The sequence below is a fragment of the Haloferula sp. BvORR071 genome, assembly GCF_000739615.1.
GTDB lineage: Bacteria > Verrucomicrobiota > Verrucomicrobiia > Verrucomicrobiales > Akkermansiaceae > Haloferula.
The window spans coordinates 102,406-120,199 of the sequence record NZ_BATP01000020.1 but is presented as its reverse complement, the minus strand read 5'-3'; the positions used below and the strand labels follow the sequence as shown (position 1 = coordinate 120,199).

General features: G+C 62.6%; 14 protein-coding genes. 9 read left to right on the top strand and 5 right to left on the bottom strand.

Features of this window, described 5'->3' with window-relative positions; all coding sequences use genetic code 11:
* Nucleotides 1-6 precede the first annotated feature (6 nt).
* Genes BV071_RS09590 through BV071_RS09565 form a run of 6 tightly spaced genes read left to right on the top strand, consistent with a single transcriptional unit; the run spans nucleotide 7 to nucleotide 10,766 of the window.
* The gene (locus BV071_RS09590) at nucleotides 7-1,014 is read left to right on the top strand and encodes a MoxR family ATPase (RefSeq protein WP_035605583.1); all 1,008 of its coding nucleotides are present in this window, start codon (nucleotides 7-9) and stop codon (nucleotides 1,012-1,014) included.
* Complete coding sequence (locus BV071_RS09585; RefSeq protein WP_075090873.1) at nucleotides 1,014-1,952, top strand: DUF58 domain-containing protein; 939 nt, start codon at nucleotides 1,014-1,016, stop codon at nucleotides 1,950-1,952. Before BV071_RS09590 ends, BV071_RS09585 begins: the two co-directional genes overlap by 1 nt.
* A 3-nt stretch (nucleotides 1,953-1,955) precedes the next feature.
* The gene (locus BV071_RS09580; protein ID WP_035605580.1) at nucleotides 1,956-3,836 is read left to right on the top strand and encodes a VWA domain-containing protein; all 1,881 of its coding nucleotides are present in this window, start codon (nucleotides 1,956-1,958) and stop codon (nucleotides 3,834-3,836) included.
* On the top strand, nucleotides 3,833-7,531 hold the full coding sequence (locus tag BV071_RS09575; RefSeq protein ID WP_265594272.1) for a hypothetical protein: 3,699 nt from the start codon (nucleotides 3,833-3,835) through the stop codon (nucleotides 7,529-7,531). The genes BV071_RS09580 and BV071_RS09575 overlap by 4 nt, the downstream gene beginning before the upstream one ends.
* On the top strand, nucleotides 7,528-9,846 hold the full coding sequence (locus tag BV071_RS09570) for a hypothetical protein (protein WP_035605573.1): 2,319 nt from the start codon (nucleotides 7,528-7,530) through the stop codon (nucleotides 9,844-9,846). Before BV071_RS09575 ends, BV071_RS09570 begins: the two co-directional genes overlap by 4 nt.
* Nucleotides 9,843-10,766, top strand: a complete 924-nt coding sequence (locus BV071_RS09565; protein WP_035605570.1) for a hypothetical protein — start codon at nucleotides 9,843-9,845, stop codon at nucleotides 10,764-10,766. Before BV071_RS09570 ends, BV071_RS09565 begins: the two co-directional genes overlap by 4 nt.
* Nucleotides 10,767-10,936: 170 nt before the next feature.
* Here BV071_RS09565 and BV071_RS09560 read toward each other — a convergent pair whose 3' ends face one another.
* Entirely contained in the window at nucleotides 10,937-11,842 is a 906-nt protein-coding gene (locus BV071_RS09560) for a hypothetical protein (RefSeq protein ID WP_035605567.1), read from the bottom strand.
* A gap of 222 nt (nucleotides 11,843-12,064) precedes the next feature.
* On the opposite strand from BV071_RS09560, the gene BV071_RS09555 reads away from it, so the two are divergent.
* Together BV071_RS09555 and BV071_RS09550 are read left to right on the top strand one after the other, a co-directional pair.
* Complete coding sequence (locus tag BV071_RS09555; protein WP_035605564.1) at nucleotides 12,065-12,640, top strand: hypothetical protein; 576 nt, start codon at nucleotides 12,065-12,067, stop codon at nucleotides 12,638-12,640.
* Between the two features lie 166 nt (nucleotides 12,641-12,806).
* Nucleotides 12,807-13,019, top strand: coding sequence for a hypothetical protein (locus tag BV071_RS09550; RefSeq protein WP_035605561.1), 213 nt, complete (start codon nucleotides 12,807-12,809; stop codon nucleotides 13,017-13,019).
* Nucleotides 13,020-13,498: 479 nt separating this feature from the next.
* Here the strand turns inward: BV071_RS09550 and BV071_RS09545 are convergent, their stop codons facing one another.
* Complete coding sequence (locus BV071_RS09545) at nucleotides 13,499-13,969, bottom strand: hypothetical protein (RefSeq protein WP_265594271.1); 471 nt, start codon at nucleotides 13,967-13,969, stop codon at nucleotides 13,499-13,501.
* 108 nt (nucleotides 13,970-14,077) lie between these two features.
* Nucleotides 14,078-14,536, bottom strand: a complete 459-nt coding sequence (locus BV071_RS09540; protein ID WP_035605555.1) for a hypothetical protein — start codon at nucleotides 14,534-14,536, stop codon at nucleotides 14,078-14,080.
* 287 nt (nucleotides 14,537-14,823) lie between these two features.
* On the opposite strand from BV071_RS09540, the gene BV071_RS09535 reads away from it, so the two are divergent.
* Nucleotides 14,824-15,141: a hypothetical protein gene (locus BV071_RS09535; protein ID WP_265594270.1), complete on the top strand. Its 318-nt coding sequence runs from the start codon at nucleotides 14,824-14,826 to the stop codon at nucleotides 15,139-15,141.
* 982 nt (nucleotides 15,142-16,123) lie between these two features.
* Here BV071_RS09535 and BV071_RS09530 read toward each other — a convergent pair.
* Nucleotides 16,124-17,161 (bottom strand): XRE family transcriptional regulator, encoded by a 1,038-nt coding sequence (locus BV071_RS09530; RefSeq protein ID WP_265594269.1) that lies wholly within the window; start codon nucleotides 17,159-17,161, stop codon nucleotides 16,124-16,126.
* Nucleotides 17,151-17,765, bottom strand: a complete 615-nt coding sequence (locus BV071_RS35255) for a hypothetical protein (RefSeq protein ID WP_035605545.1) — start codon at nucleotides 17,763-17,765, stop codon at nucleotides 17,151-17,153. Before BV071_RS35255 ends, BV071_RS09530 begins: the two co-directional genes overlap by 11 nt.
* Between the last annotated feature and the right edge of the window lie 29 nt (nucleotides 17,766-17,794).

The window sequence follows — 17,794 nt, the reverse complement described above, 5'->3', positions numbered from 1 at the left end:
TAACACATGATTGCCGCCAACGATTCACTCGCCACGGAAGAACAGCTGGTCCGCCGCATCGCGGAGGGGCGGGACCGCATTCGCAAGGAACTCGCCAAGGTCATCCGCGGCCAGGACGAGGTCATCGAGCTGTTGCTGATCGCACTGCTCTCGGGCGGCCATGCGCTGATCACCGGCGCGCCGGGACTGGCGAAGACCCTGCTGATCCAATCAACGGCACGGCTCTTCCATCTGTCCTTCAAGCGTATCCAGTTCACTCCCGACCTGATGCCCGCGGACATCACCGGCACGGAGATCCTCGGGGAGTCGCCGGATGGCGGGCGGCGCTTGGAGTTCGTGAAGGGTCCGCTCTTCGCCAACCTGATCCTGGCGGATGAAATCAACCGCACGCCGCCCAAGACCCAGTCGGCCTTGCTGGAGGCGATGCAGGAGCACCAGATCACCGCGGCGGGCGTGCGCTATCCACTCGAGGAGCCTTTCTTCGTGCTGGCCACCAAGAACCCGGTGGAGATGGAAGGCACCTACCCGCTGCCGGAGGCGCAGCTCGACCGCTTCATGTTCGACATCCGCATCGACTACCTCAGCGAGGACGATGAGGTGGCAGTGGTCACCAGCACCACCTCGAAGCGGCCGGAACCGATCGAGGCGCTCTTCACCGGCGAGGACCTCATGGCCTTCCATGAGATCGTCCGGAGGGTGCCGATTGCGGAGGAGACTGCGCGCTATGCAGTGCGCCTGGTCGGTGCCTCCCGGCCGAACCGCGCGGGCACGCCGGACTTCATCAACGAGTGGGTCAACTGGGGTGCCGGCCTGCGTGCCGCACAATGCCTCGTCATCGGCGGCAAGGCGCGTGCTCTGCTCGGCGGTCGCAGCCATGTCACGCCAGATGATATCCGCGCGCTTGCCCATCCCGTGCTGCGCCATCGGATACTGCCGAATTTCCGCGCCGAGGCCGAAGGCATCACGCCGGAGGGCATTGTGGATCGACTGCTCAAGCATGTGCCATTGCCCTGATGAGTTCCAACCCCTCATCCCCCCGCGCTTCGAACATCACCGATCCGGTGGCCTTGATGCGCGTCCGCAGCCTCGAACTGCGCGCACGCACGGTGGTGGAGGGTTTCTGGAAAGGCCTTCACCGCAGCCCACGGCACGGCTTCTCCGCGGAGTTCGCCGAATACCGCCAGTATGTCCCCGGCGATGACATCCGCTATCTCGACTGGAAGGTGCTGGCGCGGCGCGACAAGTCCTTCATCCGGAAATTCCGCGAAGAGACGAATCTGCGTTGTCACGTTCTGTTAGATCTCAGTCGATCGATGGGCTATGGCTCGAAGTCCTACACTAAGCTCGAATACGCGCGCACTCTGGCGGCAACCCTCGCGATGTTCCTGCACCAGCAGGGCGATGAAATCGGGCTGCTCACCTATGACGAAGTGGCGCGCGATTATCTGCCGCCACGCCATCGCAGCGGACACCTGCACGCCATCCTCGCCGCACTGGACAAGCCCGCGCTTGGCATCGGGGCTGCACTGAATTCTCCGGTCGATGCGATCCTGTCGCGGGGCCGCATGCGCGGACTGGTCTTCGTGATTTCCGATTTCCTCACTCCTCTGGCGGAACTCAAAGCCCCGCTCTCCGCACTCGCGGCCTGCGGCCATGACATCAGCCTGATGCAGACGCTCGATCCCGCGGAGATCAGCTTCACCTTCGACTCCACGGTGAACTTCGAGGACATGGAGTCCGGTCGCGTCCTGCCTGCCGATCCCGACCGGTTGCGCGCCGGCTATCTCAAGAAGTTCAACGCGCACCAGCAGGGCCTGAAGTCGATGTGCGACACGCTCGGCATCCTCCATCACCTGCTGCCGACCGACCGGTCGCTGGAGACCGCACTGCATACCTATCTCTCCGACCGGCAATCGCTCGGCCAACGCATCGACCGCAAGAGCAGCTCATAAATCGTGGCCTTCCTCGCTCCATTTTTCCTCGCCGGACTGGCAGCGCTCGCACTGCCGGTCCTGCTGCATTTGCGGAAGAACCGGCCGAAGGAGACGGTCGCGTTCTCCTCGCTGATGTTCTTCGAGGATCATCCGCCGATCACGAAACGCCGCTCGCGCCTGCAGGATGTCCTGCTCTTGATCCTGCGCTGTCTCGCGCTCGCCCTCATGGTGCTTGCCTTTGCGCGCCCCTTCTTCCCGGCGAAGGAAGACTCGCCGGCCCCGCCCGCTGCTGCGGTGACTCACTTCATCCTGATCGACACCAGCGCCAGCATGCGTGGCGACCCACTGGAGAAGGCGCTGGCCGCCGCGCGCGAGAAAATCGGAAAGCTGCCCGAGGGCGATGCGATCGCGCTCGGTACCTTTTCGGACCGTCTCCACATGCTGTTAGATCCGGCGCGTGCCCGCGAACTGGTGCCCGCCGAGCGAAAGTCTAGCGCGCTCTCGCTGCTCGGCGAGGCGAAGGCCGATTGGCAAGCGACCCATCTCGACGACGCGATCCTCTCCGCAGTCGCCGCGGCCGGTGCTGAAGCGCCACTCCAAGTCCACCTCTTCGGTGATTTGCAGAAGGGCTCCGCGCTGGATCGGCTGCGTGGCGAGTCATGGCCGGATGCCTTGCGCATCGTGCTTCATCCCCTGACACCCAATGAAGGCTGGACCAATGCCGGAGTGCAGATGCTGCCACTGGAGAAGCAAGTCCGGCGTGCCCGCGTGAGCAATGCTGCGGGCTCGGCGAAGTCTTCCTTCACCCTGGAGTGGAGTGGCAGCGCGGCGAAGACCGCGATCTCCGTGCCGCCCGGCGAAAGCGCCATCTTCGAAGCTCCCGCGGGCGTCCCCGACGAGGGCAAGCTTACCCTGACCGGCGACGACTATGCCTTCGACAACGAAGCGGCCTGGACCACCTCGGCCTTGCCCGTGGTGAAGATTTGGCACCCCGATCCGAGCGAGCCCACTGACACCAAGGAGACCACTTACTTTCTCCGCCGCGCGATGCAGCCGACTGCGGACTACGCGGTGGAGATCGTGGACAAGGCGCCCACGGAGGCCCCGGCGCTCACGATCACGGATGGGAAGCCCGGAGACAGCGGCACCTTGCGGAAGGTGATCGAGTCGGGTGGCACCGCCTTGCTGGCTCTTCGCGATGCCGCCTCCGCCAAGCTTCTTGGCGAACTCATCGAAGTGAAGGATGCAACGGCGACGGAAGCCGTGGTCAAGGATCACGCTCGCTTCGGTGAAATCGATTTCAAGTCTCCCGTCTTTGCACCTTTCGGCGATCCCCGTTACTCGGACTTCAGTGGTATTCGCATCTGGAAGTATCGGGTGCTACCCGAGGCCCTCACCACGCCGGGCACAGTGCTCGCCCGCTATGACAGCGGCGATCCGGCATGGGTGAGCTATCCCCTTGGGAAAGGAACACTCCACGTGCTGACCACGACCTGGCGGCCCGCCGATAGCCAGCTGGCGCTGACGACGAAGTTCGCGCCGCTGCTGCATTCACTCATCGCGAATGCCGGACAGGGTCGTGGTGTGTATTTCGTCGGCCACGAAGGGCTCGATACTCCCGGCATCCATGCCGTGGGCGACCGGCGCATCGCGATCCAGATCGATCCCTCCGAATCCGAACTCACACCCTTGCCCGAGGCTGATCTTCGCGCGCTTGGGCTGCCTCTTGATGAGCCCGTGATCGCGAAGGGGAATCCGATGACCGCCACCCTTTCCAGTGCCGAGCAGGAGAGCCGCCAGCGCATCGCTTGGTGGCTGCTCGTCGCCGCCGCGCTATTCTATCTCGCCGAAACCGCGTGGGCTGCCTTCGCCGGCCGCCGCGCCAACCCCGCAACGTCATGATCCGCCAATTGCACGCCATCCTTGCCGAACTCGCACGGCGACGGCAGCAGCAGCGCCTCCACGGCGGGCTCGCCGTGACTTGGTGGCTGGGCCTCATCGCCGGGATCCTGCTGTGGCGCTCCGGGGTTCCGCTCAGCACCTTGACCAAGACCTTGCTGCCGCTGTTAGGCTTGGCCTCCGCAGGCATCTGGATGTGGAGCCGCAGCGGCCTGGGCAATCCGCGCGAAGTCGCGAAGCTGGTGGAAACGAAGCACCCGGAGCTGAGAACCGCCTTGCTCGCGGCGCTCGACCAGCATCCGGAGGGCGGCACCTTCAACTATCTCCAACTTCGCTTGCTCGTGGAGTCGGTCGCAGCGGCTGAGCGTGATGAATGGCTCGAGCTGGTGCCGCATCAGCGTGTCTCTGGACTGCGGGCGCTGAATTTCACCGGCGTCGGAATCCTGGCCTTGGCCCTCCTCTTGGCCCTTGGGCCCGCCGCGAGCCATGTCACCACCACTCCGCCGGAGGCAAATGCGGCGGTCACCGCGCCTCTCGACATCGCGGTTGAGCCAGGCGATATCGAGATCGAACGTGGCAGCCCGCTGACCGTCCAAGCGCGCTTTGGCACCAGCATCCCCGCCGAGGCATCGCTCGAGACGACCGACGAATCGGGACAGGTCCGCTCGCTGTCCATGACGCGACCTTTCACTGAGCCCGTGTTCCAGGCCCGCCTCACTGCCGTGCCCGGACCTCTGGACTACCGGATCGTGACGGCGGGTGGCAGCAGCCGCTCCTTCAAGGTGCGGGTCTTCGATCTGCCCGCGCTGGTCAGTTCACAGGCGCTGCTGACTTTCCCTGAACATCTTGCGAAGCCAGCTGAAACCATCAAGGATCCGCGCGCGATCCAGGTGCCCGAGCGCACGGCGATCGCGCTCTCCTTCACCGCGAACTTGCCCGGACTTTCCGCCACCCTGAATGCAAAGGGCAAGGAGCCGCTGAAGCTCACGGCGGATCCCACCAATCCCGCGCGCTACCTTGCCGACCTTACGCCAAAGGAAAGCGTCCGCTACGAACTCGTCCTCACCGATAGCGCCGGACGCCGGAACTCGCGCAAGGACCTGCTCGACATCAAGGTGCTGCCGAACAAGGCACCGGTCGTGAAGGTGGTGCTGCCGCGGAAGAACGAGAAGGCCACGCCGATCCAGGAAGTGCGGCTTGAAGCGAAGATCACCGATGACACCGGCCTGCTCGCGCAGGGGCTCCGCTTCACCATCGATGGCGAGAAGTGGCATGAGCTCGAGACACCTCTCGCCAACGGTGGCAAGCTGCCGCCGCTTTCTGAACTCATCGACCTCGAGGCCGCGGGCGCGAAGCCGAAGGACATCCTGATGTGGAATGCATGGGCCGAGGACATGGGACCGGATGGCAAGAAGCGTCGGGTCAATGGCGACATCCACATCGTCCGCGTTCGGGATTTCGACGAGATCTATCGTCAGCAAGCCGCGCCGCCCGGAGGCGAACAGGAGCAACAGCAGGCGGGCGAGCAAGGCCAGCAGGGTGGTGGTGCTGCGGACCTGATCAAGACCGAGACCCAGCTCCTCAACGCCACCTGGGCGATTCGCCGCGACCATGCGGAGATCAGCGATACCCCGCCCGAAAAGGAGGAGCTGGAAACCCTGCGGCGCTCACAAGAAATGGTGATCGAAACCGCGGCCGCCGTGGAGGCGGAGCAGACCAATCCCTCGGTCCGCCAGCACATCACCGATGCGCGCTTGGCGATGAAGGATGCCTTGAACGATCTAACCAAGGCGAAGGAGCAGGCTTCCGCCGCTCCGCTGGAGGAAGCCATCAGCCACGAGCAGGTTGCACTGCGGCATCTCTATCAGCTCATGGGTTCGGAGACGATGGTCATGACCGGCCAGAATGCCGGTCAGCAATCCTCGTCGGCCTCCGAAGAGATGCAGCGGGACGAACTCGAGCTGGAACGGAAGGAGACACCCTATCAAGCCGAACGCCAGGCGCGACCCGAAACGCCAGCCGGTGGCGCGGCGGCCCAGGCCATGGACACACTCCGCAAGCTGGAGGAGCTCGCCAAGCGCCAGCGCGATCTGAACGAGGAGATCCAGGCCCTTAAGAATGCCCTCGCCGAGGCCAAGACGCCCGAGCAAAGAGCCGAAGTCGAGCGCCAGCTCAAGCAGCTCCGCGAGCAGCAGCGCGACTTGCTCGCCGACGTCGATCAGCTTCGCGAGCAGACGAATGATCCTGCGCGCGATGCCGCTCAACAGCCGCGCAGCGATGCGCTCGATGAAGCCCGTGAACGGGCGCAACAGGCAAACCAGCAGCTCTCGGAGAACAAGCTGGGTGAGGCACTCGCCGCCGGTCGCCGCGCACAGGAGAGCTTGGAGGAAGTCCACGATGACTTCCGCCAAAACAGCGCGGCGCAGTTGGCGGAAGAACTTCGCGACCTGCGAAAGGATGCGCGGGCCCTGGAGGAACGCCAACAGCAGCTCGCCGGGTCGGACGAACAAGCGGAGGCTCCACGCGCTCCTCGCTTGCGGGAATCGGACGCCGCCACCCCGCAAATCGCCCAACAGCGCGAGGACCTCCAGAAGCTGATGGAGAATGTGCGCGAGACCGCGCAATCCGCCGAGCGTGCCGAGCCGCTGGTTTCGAAGGATCTCTCCGAAGCACTCCGCGGAGCGGAGCAGAACCAGATTGCCCGCTCCCTCGAACAGATGGAGCAGTCCGGCGGCAAGAGCCCCGCCTCCGACCGCGCGGCCGAGGGGATTTCCAATCTAACACGCGAGATCGAGGGTGCCGCCGAGCGCGTGCTGGGTGACGAGGCGCAAGCACTCCGCTACGCCCGCGATCAGTTGCAGCAACTCGCGGAACAAGCGGGCGGAGAAACACCGCAGAACCCGGGAGAAAGACAGCCCGGACAGCAGCCCGGCGAAGGCCAGCGCGGCGAGCAAGCCGGCAACCAGCCCGGGCAACAACCCGGGCAACAACCCGGCGAAGGCCAGCGTGGCGAGCAAGCCGGCAACCAACCCGGACTGCAACCGGGCCAAGGCCAGCGCGGCGAGCAAGCAGGCAACCAACCGGGCCAAGGCAACCAACCCGCGCAGCAACCCGGCGAAGGCCAGCGCGGCGAACAAGCAGGCAATCAACCGGGCCAGGGCAACCAACCCGGACAACAACCCGGCCAAGGCCAACCCGGCGAGCAAGCAGGCAATCAACCCGGCCAAGGCAACCAACCCGGACAGCAGCCCGGTGAAGGCCAACGCGGCGAGCAAGCCGGCAACCAGCCCGGCCAGGGCAACCAACCCGGACCTAACAACCGCTCCAACCGAGGCGGCGGCGATGGCAGGGGCGGCTCCCGCAACTCTCCAATCACCGGTGACAACTTCCAGCAGTGGAATGAACGCCTGGCTGATCTTGAAACGATGCTCGAAGATCCAGAAGCCCAGGCCGCCGTCTCCCGCGCGCGCCAAGCGGGCCGTGAGATGAGGCGCGATTTCACCCGTCACTCGTTGGAGCCCGGGCAGGACAAGCTCAACAAGGAAGTCGTGCGCCCGCTCGCCGAAGCGGCCCGCAAGATCGATGCCCGCTTGCGCGAACTCGACCGCAAGGATCCGCTCGCTCCCGTCGGCCGCGATCCCGTGCCGGAGCGATATGATGAAGTGGTCCGCCGCTATTTTGAAGAATTGGGGAAATGAGCGACACCCCCATCATCGCAGACATGAGAATAGTCTGGCCTGAAAGCGGCTGGATCCTGCCAGGCATCATCGGGCTGGTGCTCATCGCCGTCGCTTTGTTTTTCAGCTACCGGGGCAAGCCTTGGATTCCCCTGCGTATCCGCTGGCTGGCCGGTGGCTTGAAGTGGCTCGGCTTTGCGCTGCTGCTCTTCTTCCTGCTGCGCCCGGAAATCGTCCGCACCCACAACCGCCCCGGCACCAATCACTGGGCGCTGCTCTTAGACAACAGTCGCAGCATGAGCTTGCAGGATCAGGCCGATGGCAAGTCACGCGCCGACCGCCTGAACGCCCTGCTCGAACCCAAGCCGGAAGGCTGGCAGGAGAAGCTCGGCAAGGACTTCATCCTCGATCGCTTCTCCTTCAACCAGCGCCTCCATCATCGCGCACCGCTGGACTTCCAGGGCAATGCTTCGGCCTTGGCTCGCGCCCTCGGCGAAACCCGCGATCGTTATCAAGGCCGCCCGCTTGCCGGCATCCTCGTCGTTACCGATGGCAGCCCCACCGACACCGCCGCACTCGCCGGGATGAAGGACGGCTTGCCACCAATCTTCCCGCTGGTCATCGCACCGGAGAAGCCTCTGCTGGATCTCTCCGTCGCCAGTGCCACTGCGCGCGCCACCTTGTTCGAGGACGCACCGATCCTCGTCGACGCCTCGATCACCGCGCTCGGCCTCGCCGGGAAGAGCGTCGTTGCCACCGTCAGCGAACGCGGCGGCAAGGTGCTCGAAGAATTGCGCCACGATTTCACCGGGGACCAAGCCACTTGGAACCCTCGCTTCCAGGTGCGCCCCGAAGCCACTGGCACCACCTTCCTCGAAGTCGCGGTGAAGCCGGCCGAGCCCCTGCAAGAAGCCACACTGGAGAACAACCGCCGCATGGTCGCCGCCAATCGCGATAGCGGCCCCTACCGTGTGCTCTACATCGGCGGTCGGCCGAACTTCGAGCACAAGTTCCTCCAGCGCGCGCTTGAGGACGACCCTGATGTCAGCCTCACCAGCGTCATCCGTATCGCGCGCCGCGAGCCGAAATTCCAGATGAGGGGCCGCCAAGGGGAGAATAGCAATCCGCTCTACCGCGGCTTCGCCGACCAGGAGAACGCCGAGCGCTTCGATGAAGCCGTCTTCATGCGCCTCAATACCAAGGACGGCGATGAACTCGACAAGGGCTTTCCAAAAACCTCCGCCGGGCTCTTCCCCTTTGATGCGGTGATCCTCGATGACCTCGAGGCGGAGTTCTTCACCCGCGACCAGCAGCGCCTGCTCCAGCGCTACGTCTCGGAGCGTGGCGGCAGCGTCCTCATGCTCGGCGGCATGGAGTCGCTGGATGCCGGCGGCTACAAGGAAACCGCCATCGGCGAGATGCTGCCGGTCTACCTCGATCCCGCGACACCTGGCGATGCCCCCTCCTCGGGGAAATTCGTGCTGACCCGCGAAGGCCTGTTAGAACCATGGGCACGCCTTCGCAAGACCGAGGCGGAAGAGGAGCGGCGCCTGCGCGAGATGCCGGAGTTCCAGAATATCCACCGCCTCCCCGCGATCCGCCCCGGCGCGATGGAGGTCGGCAAGTTCGAGTCCGCCGATGCGCCCAGCCCCGCACTTGCCGTGCGCCGCTACGGCCGCGGGCATACCGCCGTGATCGCCGCCACCGATCTCTGGCGCTGGGGCCTGCACGATGCGAACTCGCATGCGGACATGGACAAGACCTGGCGGCAGCTCACCCGCTGGCTGCTCTCCGATGTGCCCCGCCCGCTCGCCGTCAAAGCGGAGACCGCGACCAGTGGCCAACAGATCACGACCCGTCTGTTAGGCGAGGATTTCCAGCCCGCCGAATCCGGTGGCATCGCCCTGCGCGTCCGCCGTCCTGACGAGACTTGGACCACGCTTTCCCCGCGGCCAAATGCCGAAACTCCCGGCATCCTAGAGTCGCTCCACACCGACACTGCTCCCGGCCCCTATCTCGCCGAGGCCACCAGCCGCGCCGCCGGCACCCGGCCGGCCCAGACCGCCAGCACCGGCTGGGTCGTGAATGCCCTCCAGGACGAATACCTGGCCCTCAAGCCCGACATGGACGCGATGACCCGCCTCGCCACCGCCACCGGCGGCCGCGTGCTCTCTCCGGCTGGGCTGGATGAATTTGTTAGGTCGCTCGATGAATTGCCGGTCCCGATCACCGAGACCCGCTCCGAGCCCCTGTGGCATTCGCCCTGGTGGCTCGCCGCCGCACTTGGCTGCTTCATCGGCGAGTGGTCATTGCGCCGCTGGAAGAAACTCGCATGAAGACCTTGCTCACTCTCCTCCTGATCACCGCGGCACCGCTCCTGCACGCGGCGGAGGAGAAGCGCGCCCTGCTCCTCGTCATCGGGGAGCCCGGGAACGCGCTCTATCAGGATGAATTCCGCCGCCAGGCCAAGGTCTGGCAGGATCTCGCGGCAAAGGCGAAGATGGAGGCAAACACCATCGGCCTCGGCGACGAGCCTGCTGATGGCGACAAGCCAAGTCTCAGCAAAGCCATCGCCGCCCTGCCAAAGACCGGCGGCGACCTCTGGCTGGTGCTCATCGGCCACGGCACCTATGACGGCCGCTCCGCCAAGTTCAACCTCCGCGGCCCGGACATCGAGGCCACGGAAGTCGCGGAACTCCTCAAGCCCTTCCAGCGCCGCCTCATCGTCCTCAATCTCTTCTCGGCCAGCGGCCCCTTCGTCGAGCCGCTGGCGGGGAAGGACCGCGTCATCGTCAGCGCCAGCCGCGGCGGCGAGCGCAACTACGCGCGCCTCGGTGAAAAGCTCGCCGATTCCCTCAACTCCGCGGACGCCGACCTGGATCTCGATGGCTCGCTATCCCTGTTAGAGGCTGTCCTTCACGCCTCCGCTACTACCAAGGCCTTCTACGACGACGCCCAGCGCGTCGTGGCCGAGCATGCCGTCATCGATGACAACGGCGATGGTAAGGGAACCGGCACCGACAAGTTCAAAGGCCTCCGCGCCGAGGGCCCCGCAGCCGATGGCTCCCTGGCCCGCGAGATTCATTTCCTCGGTGATAGTGCAGATCCGCTTGCTCCCGCTGCCCGTGAAGAGCGGACCAAGCTCGAAGCCGAGATCGAAGCTCTGCGGCAACGCAAGAAGGAGCTCAAGGAAGACGACTACTACGCCGGGCTCGAGAAACTGATGCGGCGCATGGCCAAGCTCTACGGCAAGTAGCCGAACCCTCTCGCCATCTGCTTCCATGCCCGACCCGCTCTCAATCGCCTACTTCTTCGCCTTTCTCGTCGTCCTCTGGGTGCTTGCGATCGGGCTGATGGCGGCCTGCGCCCTGCTCAGGGGAGGATGCCGCGCGATCCGCCGCAAGGCCCCTCAAGACCATTCCCGCCTCAACGAATCTCCACCGGTCGAAAGATGAGCTTCGAATCGAGCTGTTCGAGAACTCGCCTTGCCCGCTGGCTATACACGATCTGGCTGTAGCACTGCTGCGTCCCTCCGAAGCGCTCGCGGGTAACCGCCACATCGAACGATGAAGTGTCAAAGGCCCGGTAGCGGAGAGCGGGAGAGATCTTGTGGCCATCGAGCAAAAAGCACCCGCTCTGCAAGTTCGTGAAATCCCGCTCGCTGGAACGGAAAACCTCGTGCTGGTTATTGAAGAGCTCGTTATTCACTTCAGGGAGCACCCATTCCGACCAGATCAGATGCAGCGGCTCGATCTCCTCCGGCCACTCTCCGGTCGCTGAATCGGTTGGCATCATCATCAGTTTCAGGCCGCGCAGCTCGGCCAGCTCCATGGCCTGCTTCGCCGCGCCTCGCACCGCCAGCAGGTGGTAGAGGTTCACCATCGATCCGAACTGCCGCTTCTTGCATCGCTTGAACCATTGATCCCGCTTCAATCGCAGCCCGGCAGCTGGAGACTCCGGATCCAAGACTACAGAGCCGATGAAGGGATCGTGACCCTCACACGTTAGCAGAGGTGCGCTATCAATCTCGGCGGCCGTATAGACGCGGAAATCGCTGATCTCCACCTGGGCGGGCACATCCGCTCGATGCTTCTGCGGGGTTAGTCCCGCCTCGATCGCCGCTGCCATCAGTTCCTCAAGCGCAGGATCGTCCAAGGCGCGATGCAACTCGATCCGGTTGCCTGCAACCACGTAAGCGGGAAAGCGCGCTGCCAGCGCATCAAAGATCGGCCCCGGAGCTCCTTGGGATGGTGGATGCCGGAGAAACTCTGCATTCTCACTCCGCTTCTCGATCCGGATCTTTCGCGTCGACTCCTGTGGCGCTTGGTTCATTTCTTCAGACGCTTGCTCTTCCGCTGACTTGCTTGCAAGGGGCTCTACAAGCGCTAGGGCAGGGGAGGGGGCCTTTCAAGATGGAACCAAGCTGCAGGCGAGTCACGCATCCACACCCACGAAGAGTCGCCTCCGCATTTTTCCCTGCCTTCGATCCCTGTTCCGCGGGATCCTTGAAACTTCCCCATCTTGAACCGGGCAGAAACCGTGGCACAGTGATGGATGCAACCATTCCATACCACACTCCTCTGCTCCTGCCTTCTGGCCCTCAGCCCCGTTAGTGCGGCTGAAGAAACACCCGTCCAGCGCTACCCTTCGCCGAAGGGTGATCTGGTGCTGCTCGTCCAGCCACATCCTGAAAAGCCCGACAAGGTCTGGCTCGAGGGCGTCTCAGGCAAACTCTTCCTGACCTTGGCCGTGGAAGATGACCTGAAGCAAGGCGAGATCAAGGAAGGCAGCATCCTCTGGTCCGCCGGCTCGGATGCCGTCGCCTTCGCCGTGGGCAACCCCCAACACCTTGATACCCACGTCTTCGTCCGGACCAAGGAAGTCTGGAAGGACCTCAAGCTGCCCAAGCCCAACGATGAAAAAGGAAATCCTCTGGTTGGCAGCCAGTCGGTGCCCGCCAAGTGGCAAGGAAATGTCCTCTCACTCACCATTTCCGGCCCTTCTCCCACCGGCGCGGCAGCCACCCCATCCTATAGTGGATCCATGTCCGTAGCCATCGACATCGAAGCCGGAACCGCAAAGAAAGTTGAGGAGAAGATCGAAGCCGTCTCGACCAAGAAGAGCGAGTAAGAGAGGACCTGCCACCCAACCCGCGGCCCCTGCGGAGAGCGGACACTCTGTCCGCTTGAAAACCGCAAACTCTAACCACTCCGCCCGCAGTCCTCATCCAAAGCGCGACAGCAACAACTTCGCAGCTGGGTTGACGCCCACACCTGAACCCCTAGATTGGATTCCGATGCTGCGTTGGCCTTCGGACAAATGGGGCTGGATCCTCTACACGGCGATGGGGCTACTCACTGCCGGCCTGCTCCTTGCCCTCGTCGACTACATTCGCCATAACCACGATCTGGATTGGCCGGCCATTCCGTCTTCCGATCCCGCCAGCGAACGCATCAACAACACCACGGAGCCGTCAGGTGAAAACCACATCGGCTCCGTCTTGATGTAAGCTAAGCCCCTCGGACTCTCCCCTGTAGCGGCGCGTCTATGACCGTCGCACTTTCGCGGCCACAAGCCGCATCGTCAGATCCCCACCTCACCCTCATCCCACCTTCCCAAGAAAGGCCCCCTCCATCCCGATATTCACCCAATCTATCAGGGCCAAAGGCCCACTGCTCTTCAGGGCCAACGGCCCACTCCATACAAGCCTGGGCCGCGAGGCCCAGGAACTGCACAGCCGAAGGATGGAGGGCTGAAGGTCCGTCCGATTTGGGAGCGCTGCGCTTCATCTAGCGTCCCTCATCGATCGCGCCTTTATTTCTCAGAGCCTGTCTGAATAAGGCAGGGACCCTCACTCCGCGAGGTCCGGCTTATGGCGCTTCTCCTCGGATCCCCCCCTGTAGCGGCGCGTCTATGACCGTCGCACTTCCGCGGCCACAAGCCGCATCCTTAGATCCCCACCTCACCCTCATCCCGCCATCCCGATCTTCACACAGCCTCTTGGAGTGGAGTTCCCATCCTCTTCCTCCGCCTCGCCCGCCCGCAGAGCAAAGCCATCCAGAAAAGAAGACTTCCCAGCAGCAGCAACCAATGCGGAACGAACACCCCCCAAGCCGCCGCTGGACCCGCGGAATAGGCCAGCGTCAGGACCTCCTTGTAAGTGGCCTGGCCCCACTCAGGCCAAGAAGAGATCGCCGCCTCCTTGCCGCGGGCGATGAACGGCGGCGCTACGCGTTCGTAGCGATATTGCCCCCGCCGTGTCTTCGAATGCCCCGCGTCATTTTGGGTGGGGATCCAAGTGTGCCCGACTGACGCATACCCTTCGGTATTGGCCAGAGCGTAGCTTTCGAAGTTCACCCAGCTTCTATGGTCATAGGATATCGCCCACGCCCATACGATGAAGCCCATCACCAACAGGCCGGACCAGAAGATGATGGATCGGTGCAGGGCGAGCTTCACCCCAGCAAGCTGCCAGACCGATCTCCCGGCGGCGAGAGCCATCGTTCTGCCATAGCTCAGCACTCTCAGCGCGAAGCCACCCGTGACTCCGGAGCGGGAACTCCAAATCTACTTGGTAATCCCCTCAATGACTTTCTCGTGGTAAGAGGTAACGATGTCCCTGATCCTTGTGTCTCGCTCGTGCAGAAGCTCCCCGATGGGAACCGAGTATTTCAAATCGGGAACCAATACCACGAAGGCCATGGCGGCATAATCCCGTTTGCGGATGAATTCTTCACCCGGCAGCCGTTCCTGGCCGTTCAGAGGGTTCGACAAATACTGCACCAACTCGGAAGTGAGGCGGTCGCGATCCTCGCCTTCCACAAGGATTTCCAAGCGCATGCCAATGACATTCCCCTGATTAAATGAGCCGCCATTCCGGATCTTGGATTCCCAGGTCTCTTTGGCGGCGGGCGTGGCCGCGGGCGGCACTGCGTCCTCCGCACGGGCCTGTCCGAGGTCCTTGACCGCCGACAGAAGGACCACACCCAACAAGGTGCTGAGCGCACCGGCAGCGAACATCTTCATATCAGGAATCTTAGGGTGAGAACTGGGATTTCCACTGTGGTTCCGGATCCCGCCAGCGACTTCACGGAAGCACCGATGGTCACCGATCAGAGACAGGGAAGAGCGCCGCAGTCCAGCCTCCATTCCTGTGTGGCCTCACATCCGGCGCTCCATGGGATTTGCAAATTCACGACAACCGCTGTTCAATTGTGGAGGTTTTGCAGAAGCTCTTGAATTGACCGATGGGAAGCTGGACTTGCAGTTGCGGACATTCTGAAAAGATGGAGAGCGGCGGACCCTATCCATTCGTGAGCAAGGTGATTGCTGACTCGGACGCGGAAGAAGGCCTGACCGCCGCAGCACACAGGATACGCGACTTTTTCAATGCGAGGTCCAATGGCACCGAAGCTGAAAGTGACTGGCTACACGACTACTTCAGTTCCCCTGGTTACGGGGAATTCGCAGACCACGAGCTGATCGAGATCATAATCGAGCGCGAATTGTTCCAACGTGTGGGTGAAGCTTACCGATGTTCTGCTTGTGGAAGGCTGTTTCTCTTCAAACGTGAGTTCGACCAACATCCAGAGCAATTCACCCTCGAACCATCACCACGGATCGATGATTGAACTATCCCTGCAAAGGGTGTCGGGTATTCATCGCCCAAAGTAGGCGACAAAACTTTGAAGCGGGTTTCCGACCTGAGCCCCCTTGAGGTCCGGCTGCGTGGATCGGTGGTGGCTAATTGACCGCGCCTTGCACCAAATACCAGTTCGCTTCCAAGCGAGCCTCAAGAGACCCTTCATCCTTCATCCAGTCTGACGATTCCAAGATCCCGTCTGAAAGGCGTAAAGAAACGACCACGCAGTAGAAATCTACTCTGGAAATCTACTCTGCTTTCTCCCGCCCCAAAGGGGCACCCTATCGCAGCCCCGGGCATCGCCCGGGGACTTCATCCAGCGACGATTCCCGAGCCCTGTAAGGGCGACCTAATTCCCAAAATCTCCCCTGTTAGACCGCGCTTTCAGCGCCCTGGCGTCCACCCATATAGGCTCCTCCAGTAAGCCCGCCACCACCGATCTACCTGCGCGAACCCTCCAGCATCTTCCCCGGCGACGGCCACGACCGCGCGCTGATCAAGAAGCAGGCGCCCATCCTCCGCACCATGATGAAGGAAGGCTGGAACCCCATCACCGGCGCCCGCGCCAGCTCACCCGCCCTCCGCCTCGAACGCTACCTCGTCGCGCACAACATCACCGGGGAATCATCCACGTCGAATCGCCGGTCCCACAGGAGCATAGCATCCGTCTTGATGCGAAGGAAACGCGAGTGCTCGATTTGTTAGGAGAGCGCTGATGAGTCCATCTCGGCCCGGGAAACACCCGCTCATGCACGCATGGACGCCGCGCAGCGGTCGTCGGCTGCGTCAGCCCGTTCCGACCTATTTCCTGCGGATTCCATATGCCGCTTAATGCGGGAAATGACCCAGAAAATGCGAGAAATGGACCTTGATTCCTCGGGATATGGTGGTAGGGTTCCTGCGCTATCTCGAAGTCCCCGCACTTTGAATTTGGAAGCCCGAGGTGCCCGCCGCACCTCGGGCTTTCCATTTCAAAGCACTGTGAAGCTTGGGCGGCCCAAATAATCGGGTCCGAATGTGCGTTCATTGGCCGCCATACTAGAGCGGAGTTCGTCTTCGGTGTAGCCGAGATCCTTCAGGTGATAGTCGATGATTTCCCGCAAGAAGGTGGGCTGCTCGATGAGCCATTCGCCGTCGAACGGTTCTAGCTTTCTCCAGCCCCGCTTGCTGATCTGGCACATCAGCACGCGGAAATAGCCGTCCTTGAGGGCGCCCATCTCCCGGGCCCACATCAGGATGAACTGCATGGACACCTTCCATTTGTTCTTGAGGAGCACGAGCTTGTCGATGTTCAGCGGGAAGAGGCTCGGGCGAATTTCCCTTTCGGGCATCAGGAGTTCATAGGCAAACTGCCACGCCTCTTCGTCGGCCGTGGCCGTCATGAAATGGTGCATAATCACGTGCCCAATTTCATGCGCGAGCGTGGCGCGGAGGCGTGCCGCTGGAAAGGCTGGGTTCAGGAAAATGATTGGGGTTCCATCGTTGGCGAAGGAGGTGAGGCCGTCGATCTTACTGGTTCCGAAATCAAAGTGGATGACAATGCAGCCGATGTCCTCGGCTAACTTCGTGAGGTTTTCGATGGGCCCCTGATCGAGGCGCCAAGCATGCCGAAGATTCCGGGCTATCTCGCGAGCACCGCCGGCGAAGTCCTCAACGGAGCAATGGGGGCGGGGAAGAGTTTCGAACTCGACCTTCGGGAGCAGTGTTTCGATTTCCAGCCGGCGGATGTTCACCAATGCGTCGTTTTGAGCCAACACCTTGGCCCCGGCTGCTTTTGATTTGCGGAACAGGTCGTCGCTCATGGCCCGGCGACCGCCTTCACGGGTGAAGAAGGTTTCCGGGAATCCCGTGAGGGACACCATAGAGGCAAGCTTGTCTTCTGGAAGATCGCGGCGGAGGCCGTCTTCAAGTTTCGAGAGGAGGGATTGAGAGATACCGATGGATGTGGCGAAGCTGGCTTGCGTGAATCCGCAAGCCAGCCTGGCCATTGCTACTTTCTCAGGATTCACCGGAACCGAACTCGCGAACGTCTGGCGATTCGGGTCTGGGTCGTTTGATCCGGGGCGATGGAGTCGAGGGTGCATGGGGCAGAGGGATGGGTTGGTTAGTGCCCTCGCCGTCTTCGCGATCATCCAGGCGGATGATCCAATCAGGGGTGCCGTCGATGATCCGCACGGCGAATACCCCTTCAATCGAGACGCCATCCTGCGCGGTGACGTAGCCGATTGTTACGAGAGGAAGAACAGCGCGGATGCCAGGCAGTCCCACCTCACCGGTTTCTTCGAAGAGGAGCGACTGCTGGGATGTGTTGTTGCAAGCGCGCCGGTTGTTCGCCTCCAGCTTGTTAAACTGGATGAGATACTCGTCCTTGAAATTGAACAAGATCCTCTGGCGAACATCGATGCGCCGGAATTCCGCCGGAAGAATCCTTCCGGCCCAATCGATCATGTGATCGTGAATCAGGCTCGCTTGGCTCCGTTTGGAGTGGGCGGGTGCTACCTGACTGTACAACCTGATGTAGTCCTGAACCGCTTTCAGCGGGATCTTACCCAGCGGTTGCAGGCTACTTCCAAGTGCTATCTCGAAGTCGCTGCTTCCTTTGAATTCAGACATTGCGCGAGAAGCTCAACATTTCCTAAGCG